Origin of the sequence: Qipengyuania zhejiangensis (genome assembly GCF_035607565.1) — a bacterium.
Classification (GTDB): Bacteria; Pseudomonadota; Alphaproteobacteria; order Sphingomonadales; family Sphingomonadaceae; genus Qipengyuania; species Qipengyuania zhejiangensis.
Genome location: NZ_JAYKGO010000001.1, coordinates 1006754 through 1021279, shown reverse-complemented (window position 1 = coordinate 1021279; position 14526 = coordinate 1006754). Strand labels below are relative to the sequence as shown.

General features: G+C 61.1%; 16 protein-coding genes. 3 read left to right on the top strand and 13 right to left on the bottom strand.

Features of this window, described 5'->3' with window-relative positions; all coding sequences use genetic code 11:
• Nucleotides 1-5 precede the first annotated feature (5 nt).
• The 13 genes from nuoI to VR863_RS04835 all read right to left on the bottom strand — a co-directional run bounded on the left by nuoI (nucleotide 6) and on the right by VR863_RS04835 (nucleotide 12096).
• The gene (gene nuoI / locus VR863_RS04895; RefSeq protein WP_324827308.1) at nucleotides 6-491 is read right to left on the bottom strand and encodes an NADH-quinone oxidoreductase subunit NuoI; all 486 of its coding nucleotides are present in this window, start codon (nucleotides 489-491) and stop codon (nucleotides 6-8) included.
• Nucleotides 488-1534 (bottom strand): NADH-quinone oxidoreductase subunit NuoH, encoded by a 1047-nt coding sequence (gene nuoH / locus VR863_RS04890; RefSeq protein WP_324827307.1) that lies wholly within the window; start codon nucleotides 1532-1534, stop codon nucleotides 488-490. The genes nuoI and nuoH overlap by 4 nt, the downstream gene beginning before the upstream one ends.
• Nucleotides 1531-3537, bottom strand: a complete 2007-nt coding sequence (nuoG, locus tag VR863_RS04885) for an NADH-quinone oxidoreductase subunit NuoG (protein WP_324827306.1) — start codon at nucleotides 3535-3537, stop codon at nucleotides 1531-1533. The genes nuoH and nuoG overlap by 4 nt, the downstream gene beginning before the upstream one ends.
• Nucleotides 3537-4829 carry an NADH-quinone oxidoreductase subunit NuoF gene (gene nuoF / locus VR863_RS04880; RefSeq protein ID WP_324827305.1) on the bottom strand — a complete coding sequence of 431 codons (1293 nt, stop codon included), beginning with the start codon at nucleotides 4827-4829 and terminating at the stop codon, nucleotides 3537-3539. The genes nuoG and nuoF overlap by 1 nt, the downstream gene beginning before the upstream one ends.
• Nucleotides 4829-4972, bottom strand: coding sequence for a hypothetical protein (locus VR863_RS04875; RefSeq protein WP_324827304.1), 144 nt, complete (start codon nucleotides 4970-4972; stop codon nucleotides 4829-4831). The genes nuoF and VR863_RS04875 overlap by 1 nt, the downstream gene beginning before the upstream one ends.
• Complete coding sequence (locus VR863_RS04870; RefSeq protein WP_324827303.1) at nucleotides 4972-5640, bottom strand: complex I 24 kDa subunit family protein; 669 nt, start codon at nucleotides 5638-5640, stop codon at nucleotides 4972-4974. The genes VR863_RS04875 and VR863_RS04870 overlap by 1 nt, the downstream gene beginning before the upstream one ends.
• The gene (locus tag VR863_RS04865; RefSeq protein WP_324827302.1) at nucleotides 5640-6851 is read right to left on the bottom strand and encodes an NADH-quinone oxidoreductase subunit D; all 1212 of its coding nucleotides are present in this window, start codon (nucleotides 6849-6851) and stop codon (nucleotides 5640-5642) included. Before VR863_RS04865 ends, VR863_RS04870 begins: the two co-directional genes overlap by 1 nt.
• The gene (locus VR863_RS04860) at nucleotides 6848-7384 is read right to left on the bottom strand and encodes a hypothetical protein (RefSeq protein WP_324827301.1); all 537 of its coding nucleotides are present in this window, start codon (nucleotides 7382-7384) and stop codon (nucleotides 6848-6850) included. Before VR863_RS04860 ends, VR863_RS04865 begins: the two co-directional genes overlap by 4 nt.
• Nucleotides 7384-8331 (bottom strand): NADH-quinone oxidoreductase subunit C, encoded by a 948-nt coding sequence (locus tag VR863_RS04855; protein WP_324827300.1) that lies wholly within the window; start codon nucleotides 8329-8331, stop codon nucleotides 7384-7386. Before VR863_RS04855 ends, VR863_RS04860 begins: the two co-directional genes overlap by 1 nt.
• 9 nt (nucleotides 8332-8340) lie before the next feature.
• Nucleotides 8341-8907 carry a NuoB/complex I 20 kDa subunit family protein gene (locus VR863_RS04850; protein ID WP_324827299.1) on the bottom strand — a complete coding sequence of 189 codons (567 nt, stop codon included), beginning with the start codon at nucleotides 8905-8907 and terminating at the stop codon, nucleotides 8341-8343.
• A gap of 4 nt (nucleotides 8908-8911) precedes the next feature.
• Nucleotides 8912-9286: an NADH-quinone oxidoreductase subunit A gene (gene ndhC / locus VR863_RS04845; RefSeq protein WP_324827298.1), complete on the bottom strand. Its 375-nt coding sequence runs from the start codon at nucleotides 9284-9286 to the stop codon at nucleotides 8912-8914.
• Between the two features lie 102 nt (nucleotides 9287-9388).
• Nucleotides 9389-10669 carry an SMP-30/gluconolactonase/LRE family protein gene (locus VR863_RS04840; protein WP_324827297.1) on the bottom strand — a complete coding sequence of 427 codons (1281 nt, stop codon included), beginning with the start codon at nucleotides 10667-10669 and terminating at the stop codon, nucleotides 9389-9391.
• On the bottom strand, nucleotides 10666-12096 hold the full coding sequence (locus VR863_RS04835) for a coniferyl aldehyde dehydrogenase (protein ID WP_324827296.1): 1431 nt from the start codon (nucleotides 12094-12096) through the stop codon (nucleotides 10666-10668). The genes VR863_RS04840 and VR863_RS04835 overlap by 4 nt, the downstream gene beginning before the upstream one ends.
• Before the next feature lie 106 nt (nucleotides 12097-12202).
• Between VR863_RS04835 and VR863_RS04830 the strand changes: the two genes are divergently transcribed.
• The 3 genes from VR863_RS04830 to VR863_RS04820 all read left to right on the top strand — a co-directional run bounded on the left by VR863_RS04830 (nucleotide 12203) and on the right by VR863_RS04820 (nucleotide 14447).
• Entirely contained in the window at nucleotides 12203-13399 is a 1197-nt protein-coding gene (locus VR863_RS04830) for a thiolase family protein (protein ID WP_324827295.1), read from the top strand.
• 112 nt (nucleotides 13400-13511) lie between these two features.
• Nucleotides 13512-13901 carry a hypothetical protein gene (locus tag VR863_RS04825; protein ID WP_324827294.1) on the top strand — a complete coding sequence of 130 codons (390 nt, stop codon included), beginning with the start codon at nucleotides 13512-13514 and terminating at the stop codon, nucleotides 13899-13901.
• Nucleotides 13902-14024: 123 nt separating this feature from the next.
• Nucleotides 14025-14447, top strand: coding sequence for a hypothetical protein (locus VR863_RS04820; RefSeq protein ID WP_324827293.1), 423 nt, complete (start codon nucleotides 14025-14027; stop codon nucleotides 14445-14447).
• Nucleotides 14448-14526: the final 79 nt, after the last annotated feature.

Sequence of the window (14526 nt, the reverse complement as noted above, 5' to 3'; positions counted from 1 at the left end):
GGCGGTTAGCGATAGGGCGCGTCGGCTTCAAGGTTTGCGGCAATCGCACGCTCCCACTTGTCACCATTGGCGAGCAACTTGGCCTTGTCGTAAAGCAGCTCCTCACGCGTTTCGGTCGAATATTCGAAGTTCGGCCCCTCGACGACGGCATCGACCGGGCACGCTTCCTGGCAAAAGCCGCAGAAAATGCACTTGGTCATGTCGATATCGTAGCGCGTCGTGCGGCGGCTGCCGTCTTCGCGCGGCTCGGATTCGATGGTGATCGCCTGTGCCGGGCAAACAGCCTCGCACAGCTTGCAGGCGATGCACCGTTCTTCCCCGTTGGGATACCGGCGCAAGGCATGTTCGCCGCGAAACCGCGGGCTGATCGGATTTTTTTCGAACGGATAGTTAAGCGTCACCTTGGGTTTGAAGAAATACTTCAACGTGAGAGCGTGCGCTTTCACGAATTCCCACAAGGTGAACGATTTAACGAGCTGCGCGACGGTCATGCGTAATGCCCCGTGGCCATGAGATATCCCGAAATGACGACAACAAAAATCAGGCTCATCGGCAGAAATACCTTCCAGCCAAGCCGCATCAGCTGGTCGTAGCGGTAGCGCGGCACTGTCGCCATGACCCAGCTGAACATGAAGAAGAAGAAGAACGTCTTCAGCAGGAACCAGACGATCCCCGGGACCCAGTAGAGCGGAGCCCAATCGACCGGGGGCAACCAACCGCCGAAGAACAGGATCGTGTTGAGCGAACACATCAGCAGGATGTTGGCGTATTCACCGAGCCAGAAGAGCGCGAAGCTCATCGAGGAATATTCGGTCTGGTAGCCGGCAACCAGTTCGCTTTCCGCTTCGGTAAGATCGAACGGGACGCGCTGTGTTTCTGCCAGGCTGGAGATGAAGAACACCACCCACATCGGGAACAGGAGCAGGTTGAAGAAATAACCGTTCACGATGCCGAAGCCGTGCCCGCGCTGGGCCTCCACGATATCGCTGAGGTTGAACGTCCCTGCCCACAGCACGACACAAATCAGGATGAATCCGATCGAAACTTCGTAACTGATCATTTGCGCGGCCGCACGCATCGCGGAGAAGAACGGGTATTTCGAGTTGCTGGCCCAACCGCTCATCACCACGCCGTAAACCGACAGACTGCTGATCGCGAGAATGTAGAGCAGGCCGACGTTCACGTCCGCCAGCACCACGCCGGCGTCGAACGGGATCACCGCCCAAGCCGCAAGTGCCACGGTAAAGGTGACGATCGGAGCCAGCAGGAAGATGCCCTTGTTCGCCGCACTCGGAACGATGGTTTCCTGCAGGAATACCTTCAAACCGTCGGCAAAAGACTGGAGCAGGCCGAACGGGCCAACCACGTTGGGGCCGCGACGCAGATTGATAGCCGCCCAAACCTTGCGGTCGACGTAAATGATCATAGCCACGGCGAGAAGAAGCGGCAGAGTGATGAGCAGGATACCGGAAACGGTAGCGACGCCCCACGCCCACTCGTAGCTCATGCCAAGCGATTGGAAGAACTCGGTCATTCCGCAGCCTCCGCCAGTTCGCCGCCCAGCAGTTCGCTCGAACAACGCTGCATCACCTCGCTGGCGCGGGCAATCGGATTGGTCAGGTAGAAATCCTTGATCGGATAGGCGGAAATGGTGCCTTCGGCATTCGCCGCGACATCCGCCGTCGGCAAGGACCCCAGCGGGGCCAGGCCTTCGTTACCCAACGCCGGGACTTCGCGGATCATGGCGGACTGGAGTTCGGCATAGCTGTCAAACCCGACCGATACGCCAAGCGCGTCGGCCATGGCGCGCAGAATTGTCCAGTCTTCGCGCGCATCACCCGGCGCAAACACAGCCTTTTCAGCAAATTGCACGCGCCCTTCGGTGTTGACGTAGGTGCCATCCTTTTCAGCATAGCTTGCAGCCGGCAGGATGATGTCGGCCGCATGGGCGCCCTTGTCGCCGTGGTGGCCGATGTAAACCTTGAGCGCATCGGCATAAGGTTCGAAATCCATTTCGTCGGCGCCAAGCGAAAGCATGACAGTGGGTTTGGCCTTGGCGATATCCGCCATGCCGCCCTTTTGGGCGAAACCGAGCAGCAAGCCGCCCATCCGTGCCGCCGAGAAGTGCAGGACGTTGAAGCCGTTCCAGCCATCGCGATCGAGGTTGAAGGTCTTTGCAAAAGCAAGTCCGCCGCCCAGCGCACCCTTGGCCAGCGCCGCGCCGCCCATGATGATTGCCGGGCGTTCGGCAGCGTTGAAGACGTCGGCAACTTCCTCGGGAAGATCAGAAAGTGCGGCCAGATCGTCCCCCAGGAAGACCGCCGGATAGGTGGTATCCCAGAAGGGGCCGACCACGAAGACCTGCGCGCCGCGCTTCACCGCCTTGCGGATACGCACGTTCACGAGGGGAGCTTCCCACCGGATGTGGCTGCCGACAATCAGGATCGCGTCAGCGGTTTCGATCCCTGCGAGAGTCGAATTGAAATTCACCGCAGCAAGGTTCGATACGTCGTAATCCATGCCGGTCTGGCGGCCTTCGATCAGGTTCGAGCCGCACGCCTTCAGCAGCGACTTTGCCGCGAACATCGTCTCGCAATCGACCATGTCGCCGGCAATCGCCGCGATCTTGTTACCGGGCTTTGCCTTGGCGATTGCGGCGAAGGCTTCGTCCCAGCTGGAGGGTTGCAGCTTGCCACGCTTGCGCATGAAAACCTTGTCGAGACGGCGCTTGGAAAGCCCGTCGACCTGGTAGCGTGCCTTGTCGCTGATCCACTCTTCGTTGACGTCGTCGTTGATACGCGGAAGCGCACGCATCACTTCGCGGCCGCGGCTATCGAGACGGATATTCGCGCCGATTGCGTCGCTCACGTCGATACTCAGCGTCTTCTTCAGTTCCCACGGACGCGCTTCGAACGCGTAGGGGCGGCTGGTCAGCGCACCGACGGGACACAGATCGATCACGTTGGCCGACAGTTCGTGTTCGGCCGCCTGCTCGAGGTAGGTAGTGATCTGCATGTCTTCGCCGCGACCGATCGCGCCGATTTCGTCCACACCGGCGATCTCTTCCGAGAAACGCACACAGCGCGTGCAGTGGATGCAGCGGGTCATGACCGTCTTGATCAGCGGGCCCATGTATTTTTCGGTGACCGCGCGCTTGTTCTCATCGTAACGCGAACCGCCGCGGCCATAGGCAACCGACTGGTCCTGCAGATCGCATTCGCCGCCCTGATCGCAGATCGGGCAGTCGAGCGGGTGATTGATCAGGAGAAACTCCATCACCCCTTCGCGCGCGGTCTTGACCATCGGCGTGTCGGTGCGGATTTCCTGCCCTTCCGTGGCGGGAAGCGCACAGGAAGCCTGCGGCTTGGGCGGCCCGGGCTTCACTTCGACCAGGCACATGCGGCAATTGCCGGCAATCGACAGCCGTTCGTGGTAACAGAAGCGCGGGATTTCCTTGCCCGCAAGCTCGCACGCCTGCAGCACGGTCGCGCCGTTCGGAACTTCGATTTCCTGTCCGTCTACTGTGACCTTGGGCATTATTCGGCTGCCTCGGCAAACTTGGCGTTGTGTTCGTGAATGCGGCGCTCCAGCTCGGGGCGGAAGTGGCGGATAAGGCCTTGGATCGGCCATGCGGCGGCATCGCCGAGCGCGCAGATCGTGTGGCCTTCGACCTGCTTGGTAACCTGCTGGAGCATATCGATTTCCTCGATCGCTGCATCGCCGGTGCGAAGGCGTTCCATCATGCGCCACATCCAGCCCGTACCTTCGCGGCAGGGGGTGCACTGGCCGCAGCTTTCGTGCTTGTAGAAATAGCTGAGGCGGCTGATCGCCCGGACGATATCGGTCGACTTGTCCATCACGATGACGCCTGCCGTGCCGAGGCCCGAGCCCAAGTCCTTGAGTCCGTCGAAGTCCATCGGCGCGTCCCAGATCTGGTCGGCCGGGACCAATGGCACCGAAGAACCGCCCGGGATCACCGCAAGGAGGTTGTCCTTGCCACCGGTGATTCCGCCACAATGCTTCTCGATCAGTTCGCTGAACGGGATCGAAAGCGCTTCCTCGACCACACAAGGCTTGTTCACATGCCCGCTAATCTGGAAAAGCTTGGTGCCCTTGTTGTTCTCGCGGCCGAAGCTGGAAAACCAGCTTGCGCCGCGGCGCAGGATCGTCGGGACGACCGCGATCGATTCCACATTGTTGACCGTGGTGGGGCAGCCATAAAGGCCCGCGCCTGCCGGGAACGGCGGCTTAAGGCGCGGCTGGCCCTTCTTGCCTTCCAGGCTTTCGATCATCGCGGTTTCTTCGCCGCAGATATAGGCGCCGGCACCGCGGTGCAGGAAGACATCGAAATCATAGCCAGACTTGCTGGCGTTCTTGCCAATCAGGCCGGCGTCGTATGCCTGATCGATTGCCGCCTGGAGCGTTTCCGCCTCGCGGATGTATTCGCCGCGAATGTAGATGTAGGCCGCCCTCGCCCGCATTGCGTAACCGGCAATCAGCGCGCCTTCGATCAGCTTGTGCGGATCGTGGCGGATGATTTCACGGTCCTTGCAGGAACCGGGTTCGGATTCGTCGGCGTTGATGACGAGGAAGCTGGGACGGCCGTCCTTGCTTTCCTTGGGCATGAAAGACCATTTCAGGCCGGTCGGGAAACCCGCGCCGCCCCGGCCGCGCAGGCCCGACGCCTTCATCTCGTCGATGATGCTGTCATGCCCGCGCGCGATCAGCGACTTGGTATCGTCCCAGTCGCCGCGCTGCTGCGCCGCCTTCAGGCCCCAATCCTGGAAGCCGTAAAGGTTGGTGAAGATGCGATCCTTATCGGCAAGCATCAGGCGAAACCTCCGAATACGAAAACAGCGGCGGCAATCAGGATCGCCGCCAGTACCATCGTCTTCACGATGCCCTTGAGGACTTTCCAGGCCAACACGATCGCGAAAAGCGCGACGATAATGGTGATGATCGAACCGTCCATTACCAGTCACCCCGGTAATCGTGGTTGGCATCGACCATGTCGTTCAGCGAGCTGAGGGCATTGGCCGGTTCGCTCGTGTGGCGCCCCGGCTCCTGCGTGCCCGCCTTCGGGGTCTGGCCAGTGGCCAACGCGTCCAGGATCGTGTCGAGCCGTTCAGGCGTCAGATCCTCGTAATTGTCGTCGTTGATCTGGACCATCGGCGCGGTGGCGCAATTGCCCATGCATTCAACCTCGGTCAGCGTCCACAGACCGTCTTCGGACACATGGCCCTTTTTCATGCCACGCTTCTTGCAGGTTTCGAACAGCCCGTCCGAACCGCGCAGCATGCACGGCGTCGTGCCGCAAACCTGCACGTGGAATTTGCCCACCGGCACCATGTTGTACATGAAATAGAACGTCGCGACTTCGAGCACGCGGATCACCGGCATGTCGAGATAGTCGGCGACATATTCGATCACCGGCAGCGGCAACCAGCCCTGCGTATCGGTTTCCTCGCCGACCTGCCGTTGGGCAAGGTCGAGCAGCGGCATCACCGCCGAGCGCTGCCGCCCTTCAGGATAGCGCGCAATCGCCTTGTCCGCACGCTCACGGTAGCGTTCGGTAAACTCGAAAGCGCCCCAACGTTCGCGCAGTTCGACCGTGTCGGGTGCGGGGGAACGGTCAGCCATTAGCGGTCACACTCCCCGAACACGACATCGATGGCGCCCAGAATGGCGGTGGCATCAGGCAGCATGTGGCCCTTCGACATGAAATCCATTGCTTGCAGGTGGCTGAAGGCCGTCGGGCGGATCTTGCAGCGATACGGTTTGTTCGACCCGTCGCTGACGAGGTAGACGCCGAATTCGCCCTTGGGGCTTTCGGTGGCGACATAGACTTCGCCCGCGGGCACGTGAAAGCCCTCGGTGTAGAGCTTGAAGTGGTGGATCAGCGCTTCCATCGACTGTTTCATCTCGGCCCGCTTGGGCGGGGCAACCTTGCGGTCGTCGCTTGCCACGGGGCCGGACGGCATTTCGGCCAGGCACTGTTTGATTATCTTCGCGCTTTCGTACACTTCCTTGGTGCGGACCACGAAGCGATCGTAGCAATCCGAGTTCGTGCCCACGGGAATATCGAATTCCATACGGTCGTACACTTCGTAAGGCTGCGATTTGCGCAGGTCCCACGGAATGCCCGCAGCGCGGATCATCGGACCCGAAAAGCCCCACGCAATCGCATCGTCCTTGCTCACCACGGCGATGTCGACGTTGCGCTGCTTGAAGATGCGGTTGTCGAGCACGAGGCTCATCGCGTCACCGAACAGTTCCGGCATACGCGTGTCCAGCCATTCGCCAATGTCGACGAGCAGCTTCTCCGGCACGTCCTGATGGACACCGCCCGGACGGAACCATGCCGAGTGCATCCGGGCACCCGAAGCGCGCTCGAAAAAGTTCATGCAATCTTCGCGCAGTTCGAACACCCACAGGTTCGGCGTCATCGCGCCGACGTCCATGACATGCGCGCCGATGTTGAGCAGGTGGTTCGAAATGCGTGTCAGCTCGGCGAACAACACGCGCAAATACTGCGCGCGGATCGGGACTTCGACATTGAGCAGCTTTTCGATTGCCAGGACGTAGCTGTGCTCCATGCAAAGCGGCGAACAGTAATCGAGCCGGTCGAAATACGGCAGCGCCTGCAAATACGTCTTGTTTTCAATCAGCTTTTCAGTGCCGCGATGAAGCAGACCAATATGCGGATCGATACGCTCGATGATCTCGCCGTCCAGTTCCATCACCATGCGCAACACGCCGTGGGCTGCGGGATGCTGAGGCCCGAAGTTGATCGTGTAGTTGCTGATCACTTCGTCGCCGGTGGTGGGCGACTGTTCTAGCTGCATGCTCATGCGCAAATCCAGTTGCCGGAGAACGTCTGCGACTTGCCGGCCGCGTCGGTCACTGAAACATTCACGGGGCGCGTCTGCGCGTCTCCCGCTGCGGGGCGTACGGTAACCTTGAAGCCTTCGCCTTCAAAGGTCGTGCCGCGTTTGATTGCGGCAAGTCCGCCAGCGCTGGCATCCATCATGACGAGGGTGTTACCCACCCGAACCACGGCTTTTCCGGGTAGCGTGGGTTCGTTCATTCCGGCCGCAATGATCATTTCCTGTTCGCCAGCCATGAAGGTGCAACCACCCTCGCGCGGGCCCAGGTTAACGCCGCCGACATCACCCAATTGCTGCAAACTGGTCAGATCGACATTCGCGGGCGGTGCTGCCTGCGCGACATTGGGTGCGTTCGGATCGGGCTGCGACGGGTCAAGCTGGGCCTGCGCCCCGCTCTGTCCGATGCGCGAGGCGAAATCGTCGGCGGTTTCCTGCTCGGCCGGTTCCGACGAACAGGCTGCAAGCGCGAGCATTGCAAGGGGAAGCAATTTACGCATCAGCTGTCACCCTTCTTCGTGGCAGGTGCCTTGCGCTTGGTGGTGGGCTTTTTCGCGGCGGGTTTCTTTGCTGCCGCCTTCTTCACCGTTGCCTTCTTCGCCGGTGCCTTTTTCCTGGTTTCGGTCGCCTCGGCTGTGCCCGAAGCCTTGCCCTGGCGCTTGGCCCGCGATGGTCGATCTTCCGTCGGCTCGGGAGCAGCGGCATCCTTGCCGCCCGCCTTCTTCGCCGGTGCATCCACGCTGACCTTTTCGGCGGCCTTGGCGTCCGTCTTCTTGCCTGCACCGGTATCGGAGGGCTTTTCCGTCGTCTTCGGTTCGTCGACGGGCGAAGTTGCCGCTTTCTCGTCACCGGGGAGGACATAATCGGCACCTTCCCACGGGCTCATGAAGTCGAACTGCCGCAGGTCCTGCGCCAGCTCGACCGGCTCGTAAACCACGCGCTTCAGGTCTTCGGAATACCGCAGTTCGGTATAACCGGTCAGCGGGAAATCCTTGCGGAAGGGATGCCCTTCGAAGCCATAGTCGGTCAGGATGCGGCGCAGGTCGGTGTTGCCCGAGAACAGCACGCCGTACATGTCGAACACTTCACGTTCGAGCCAGCCCGCGTTGGGCCACAGCGTCGTGACGGTCGGAACGGGTGTATCCTCGGTCGCGCTGACCTTGACCATGATGCGGCTGTTCTTCGTCAATGAAAGCAGCATGTAGACGACTTCGAAGCGTTCGGCGCGCGAGGGGTAATCCACCCCGGCGATTTCCATCAGCTGCTGGTAATCATGCGTGTCCCGCAGCAGCCGAAGCGTGTCTTCGATGCTGTCGCGCTGCACGTGAAGAAGAAGTTCGCCATGCTCCTCGTGCGCCTCGACAAGCATGCTGCCGAGCGCCTGGGAAAGCGTGTCCTTGAGCCCATCGATCCGGGTGAAACGGGGCGCGGAATGAAGCGTTGCCATGCCCTGCCCTTACCTCTCGATCGTGCCCACGCGGCGGATTTTCCGCTGCAACTGCATCACGCCGTAAAGCAGCGCTTCAGCCGTCGGCGGGCAGCCCGGCACGTAGATATCGACCGGCACAATCCGATCGCATCCGCGGACAACCGAATAGCTGTAATGATAATAGCCGCCGCCATTGGCGCAGCTACCCATGCTGATGACATACTTCGGCGCAGACATCTGGTCGTAAACCTTGCGCAGCGCCGGGGCCATCTTGTTGCACAGGGTACCGGCAACGATCATGACGTCGCTCTGGCGCGGCGAGGCGCGCGGTGCGACACCGAAACGCTCCATATCGTAACGCGGCATGTTCACGTGGATCATCTCGACCGCGCAGCAGGCGAGACCGAAGGTCATCCACCACAGGCTGCCGGTGCGGGCCCACTGGAACAAGTCTTCGGTGCTGGTGACGAGGAAGCCCTTGTCGTTCACCTCGGTCTGCATCGCCTTGAAGTAGTCCGCGTCGGGCTGGCGCACGTCACCCGGCTGGGCGGTGGGCATGGCGTTCGGCGGCGTAATAATCGTCGATTGGCTCATGCGATCACTCCCACTCCAGCGCGCCGACCTTCCACGCATACGCGAGGCCGATGGCAAGTTCGCCGAGGAAGATCATCATCGTGATCCAGCCGGGCCAGCCGGTCAGATCCAGGCTGACCGCCCAGGGGAACAGAAACGCCGCTTCGAGATCGAAAATGATGAACAGGATCGCGACAAGGTAAAACCGCACGTCGAACTGGCTGCGCGGATCTTCGAATGCAGGAAAGCCGCACTCGTATTCGCTGAGCTTTTCCGCGTCCGGCTTATGCGCACCGGTCAGCCGTGCCACGCCCATGGGCAGAAACACGAACAGCGCCGAGAGTGCCACGGCGATAAACAGGAAGATCAGGATCGGGAGGTATTGCGAAAGGTCGACCACATTGTGTTCCTTGCCGGGGCTGGCGATTCCATCTGCGGGTTCGGTTCGGGCACGCCTCTAGGCTCCTCGCCCGCATGGCGCAAGGGCGTGGCGGGCCGTTTTTCAGCGGTTTGGCATACCAAGGGGCAACGAACGGATTTGTGTCGTGCGTGGCGGCTTGCCCTCGAGCCGTTTTCCAGCGACGAACATATCCCATTGGCCGTTCGCGATATAGAGCAGCGCATCCCCGTCCAGGCTGCCCGACAAGGGCTCTGTCCATTCCCTGTGCGATCGCTCGAGGACGCGGTGACCGACCACGGACATACTGTCATCGGAAAGCTGCAAGGCAACGATTTGCATCGGGCTGGTGCCGTTCTGAACACCCACCAGCTCGTTGCCGTGTCGCCAGAGGCCGTCGATCCCATCGAGTAACACCGGCAGTTCTGTCGACAGACGCGCGATTTTCCCACCGGTCAGCGCAACGATCGCGATTCCGTAGCGGTAATCGCTCACATACAGCTTCGTCCCGTCCGCGCTGATCGCCAGCCCCTGTGGGGACCGCAGGGTGCCAGCGGGAACCAGTATGCCGAGCGAGGCATCCCCTTCACGACCACGATAGATTGCTCCGCTCAGCGGGTCGCTGGCGTAAAACGTGCCGTCGGCGGAAACCGCGAGGTCGGATGGGGCCCCTCCCGCCGGAGCGGCAAGGCGCACCGGTTTGGCGCCATCTGCGCCCAGCTTTATCAATCCTGCGAACGCCGGCAGCGCGTCATCGGATTGATCGATGTCGCCCGATGCCACCCAGAATTCCCCCGTCGCGGGGCTGCGAACGATACCGCTCAGATTATCCGAATCGAGCGGATTGAATTCCGACCATGCGCCTTGCGGGTTCACCCCATAGACCGAGCGTCCCACGACGGTCGTCACCAGCAAACGGCCCGTCACGGGGTCGCGCACTACGCTTTCGGGCAGTTCGGCGATGGCGGGCACCGTCGCCACAAGCTCGCTCCGCTCGATCGGCTCGGCGGTAGCGCGGAGCCGTTCAGCGATCCGTCCCGCCCCGACAGGCGCCATCAGCTTCCCGATCTGCGCCTGACCAGCCTCGCTGAAGACGTACCCACGCGCATAAAGGTATTCGAGAGTTGAGAGAGCGCCTTCGAACTCGCCGGCCGAAACCTGTGCGGAAAGGAGCCGCAGACGGACGGATCCGCTGTCGGGAAAATCCCTGGCGAGTCGCTCGAGATCGGCGATCTCACCCAGCGCGCCGGTCTCCGTTCCGACTGCGCGCCACTCGGTCGCAAAATCTTGCGCTGCAAAAGTCGGAATGGAAGTGGCTGGCCGCGCAACTGGTGCGCAGCCAGCCAGCATGGCGAAGGCAATCAGCGAAGGCGCGAAGGCCCTCACTTCATCATGGTCTTGATCGCTTTCTCCGTCGCGGGGCCATAGGGCGGCTTGAACCCGCCCAGCTTGGCAACGTCGATCTTGGGCTGGGTGTAGACGCTGCGGGCGTGGCTGAATTCACGGAAGCCTTCCACACCATGGTAGCTGCCCATGCCTGACGGGCCGACACCGCCGAACGGCAGATCGTCCATCGACACATGGAAGATCACGTCGTTCACCGTGACGCCGCCGCTGATCGTCTTGGTCAGCACCTTCTCGCGTTCGCCGGTATCCTGGCCAAAGTAATACAGGCCAAGGGGACGGTCGTGCTCGTTCACGTAATCGATCGCCTCATCGATGCGGGAATAGGTCTTCACAGGCAGAATCGGGCCGAAGATTTCCTCCTGCATCGCCTTCATATCGTCAGTCACGTTCTTGAGGATTGTGAGCGGCATCTTGCGGGCGTTGGTGCTGGAGAAATCCTCGTTACCCGGATTGACCTCGATCACTTCGGCACCCTTGCTGCGGGCGTCGGCAACGATGTCCTGCAACCGGTCGAAATGGCGGTCGGTCACGACGCTGGCGTAATCTTCGTTTTCCAGCAGCGTGGGATACATATTCGCCGTGCCCTGCCAGACGCCGTGAATGGCATCGTCCTGGCGCGATTCAGGCACGTAGAGATAATCGGGAGCAAGACAGATTTGCCCTGCATTCATCATCTTGCCCAGCGCGATACGCTCACCCGCTTTGATGAAATCCGCGCTTTCGCCCATGAACACGGGGCTCTTGCCGCCGAGTTCGAGCGTCACTGGCACGAGGTTCTTCGCCGCGGCTTCCATGACCTTGCGCCCGGTCGCCGTCGATCCGGTGAAAACCAGGTGATCGAACGGCAGCATGCTGAACGCATGGGCAACTTCCGGACCGCCGGTGAAGACTGCGCATTCGTCTTCCGTGAAATACTCCTCGATCAGTTCCCGTGTCAGGAGGCTGGTCTTTTCCGTAAATTCGGAAGGCTTGATCATCGCGCGATTGCCTGCGGCGAACACCTGCATCAACGGGCCAAAGCTCAGGTTGACGGGAAAGTTCCAGGGGCTGAGGATGCCGATCACGCCCTTGGGTTCATACCGCAGTTCCGCCTTTGCACCCAGCAAGCCCAGCGGGAACTGGACGTGACGTTTTTCCGCACGTGCCCACTTGTCCATGTTCTTGAGGCAATATTTTCCGAAATTCACGGTCCCGGCGATATCGGTGATCATCGACTGGTGCGGGCTGCGGCTGCCGAAATCCGCGCTCATCACCTTGCACAGATCCTCGCCATGCTCCTTCAGCAAACGGATCGCACGTTCGATCCGATCCTTGCGCAAGGCCATCGGCTCGGGCCGCATCTGGTGATGCGCGGCGCGCTGCTTGCGCATGACCGTTTCCATCCTGCTCGTGTCGTCGTCAGCCATAGCTCTCTCCGTTTGATTTTGTTGCAGCGCAGCACTAGCCTATCAGGGAAACCAGATAGGTCGCCATTGGCAACCGATATTCCAGAACCGAAGGACTAGCACAAGCATGACCCAGTTCAGCGCCACCGACCCCGTTGTCATCCTTTCCTACGCCCGTACGCCCATGGGCGGGATGCAGGGCGCGCTTTCCGATGTTTCCGCCACCGATCTGGGCGCAACCGCCGTGAAGGCTGCGGTGGAGCGTTCCGGCGTTTCCGGTGACAAGTTCGACCGCGCCTACATGGGCTGTGTGCTGCCCGCAGGGTTGGGCCAGGCACCGGCGCGGCAGGCCATGGTCAAGGCCGGCCTGCCCAAATCGGTCCAGGCCACCACCGTCAACAAGGTCTGTGGCAGCGGCATGCAGACGGTGATCATGGGCGCAGAAGCGCTCGCCAGCGGAACCGTCGATTATGTCGTCGCGGGCGGCATGGAAAGCATGACCAACGCCCCCTACCTGCTCAAGAAGCATCGGTCCGGTGCCCGTCTCGGCCACGATACTGCCTATGACCACATGTTCCTCGACGGGCTTGAGGATGCCTACGAAGCTGGCCGCGCCATGGGCACATTCGCGCAGGATACCGCCAACGAATACCAGCTGACCCGCGAAGACATGGACGCGTATTCGATCGAATCCCTTCGCCGTGCGGTCGCCGCGATCGAAAGTGGCGCTTTTGCCGATGAAGTGGTTCCGGTGACTTTTTCGACCCGCGCTGGCGATGTGACCGTCGAACACGACGAGCAGCCCGGCAAGGGCCGCCCGGACAAGATTCCCCAGCTTCGTCCTGCCTTTGCAAAGGACGGCACCATAACCGCGGCAACATCGTCCTCGATTTCCGATGGCGCCGCTGCGGTCGTGCTGACGCGCGAAAGTCTCGCGAATCAGAATGGCCAGACGCCGGTCGCGAAAATCGTCGCTATGGCCGCGCACGCGCAGGAACCTTCGGAATTCACAGTCGCCCCGGTCGGCGCCATCAACAAGGTTCTCGAGAAGGCCGGGTGGAGCGCGGACGATGTGGAGCTGTGGGAAGTGAACGAAGCCTTTGCCTGCGTTGCCATGTTCGCCATGCGCGACATCGGAATTCCGCATGAAAAGATCAACGTGAACGGCGGAGGGACCGCTCTGGGCCACCCGATCGGCGCCAGCGGCACGCGGATCATCGTGACGCTCCTGAACGCCCTGAAACATCAGGGGAAAAAGCGCGGCGTCGCTTCGCTGTGTATCGGCGGAGGCGAAGCGACCGCGGTTGCGGTGGAACTCCTCTAACTCGACTTTATTTGCCTCCGCTCCATTTGTGGCGCATTTACCGGTCGATCCGACAGAAGATCGACCGGTTCGCGCCAGGGTTCGCGTCTAAAATGGTTGAGAGGATAACCCGATGAGGAAATTGATCGCTTTTGCCGCGATTGCGGCGCTGACCGCCTGTTCCCAGGCCGAAGCCCCTGAGGCCGAGCCTGAAGAGGTCGCCGTGGCCGAACCGGCACCGGCTGCCGAACATGCCGCAGGCAAATACGAATACACCGACGGCGATTTCACCGGACCGTACGAAATCCGTGCAGACGGCACCTATACCTCGGCCGGTCCCGAAGGCGACGCGAGCGGAACCTATACCCAGGAAGGGGCGCGCACCTGCTTCGATCCCGAAGGCGATGGCGAAAACCTGGGCGAAGAATGCTGGACCCGTTCGGCAGCAGCGGCGGACGGCAGCTTTACCGCTGTCAGCGAAACCGATGGTCGCACCGTCAGCGTGCGCGTAGCTTCCGAATAATCGCACTTTCTACACCAAAATTCGTTCCGGGTGGCTCCATATGGCCGCCCGGAGCGTTGGTGCATCGTGTGTCGTGGCAACGTACTTTGCCATGAACCGATATCGGGAAAAGGAAATTCATCGATGAGAAAGTTCGTGTTCGCCGCCGCCATTGTTTCGCTCGCCGCTTGCGGTTCCAAGGAAGAAGCGCCGCCAGCCCCAGCGGAAACTGACTATACGGGTATCGGTGACACGGCCACGGGTGACATGACCGGCACCTATGAAGTGAAGAACGCGGACGGATCTGTTGTGATCGAGACGATCAACGCCGATGGCACCTATGTCGATGCCACGCCCGATGGCGCCGAAACCGAACGCGGCACGTGGCGCCAGGACGGTGCCAACATGTGCTTCGATCCCGCGGGCGACGCTCCCGAAGCCTGCTTCGCAGGCGGCGCGCCGGGTCCTGATGGCAGTTTCGAAATTCGCGATGCACAGGGCAATGTCGCCTCGACTGTTCGCAAGATCGAAGCCGACGCAGGCAATGCGATGGCCCCTGCCCAATAATTCGCGATGGGGCGGCGCGGGGTTTCGCGCCGCCCCAATCACCTGAAGATATGTGGCTTCAACTCTAAAATCCCGCGCG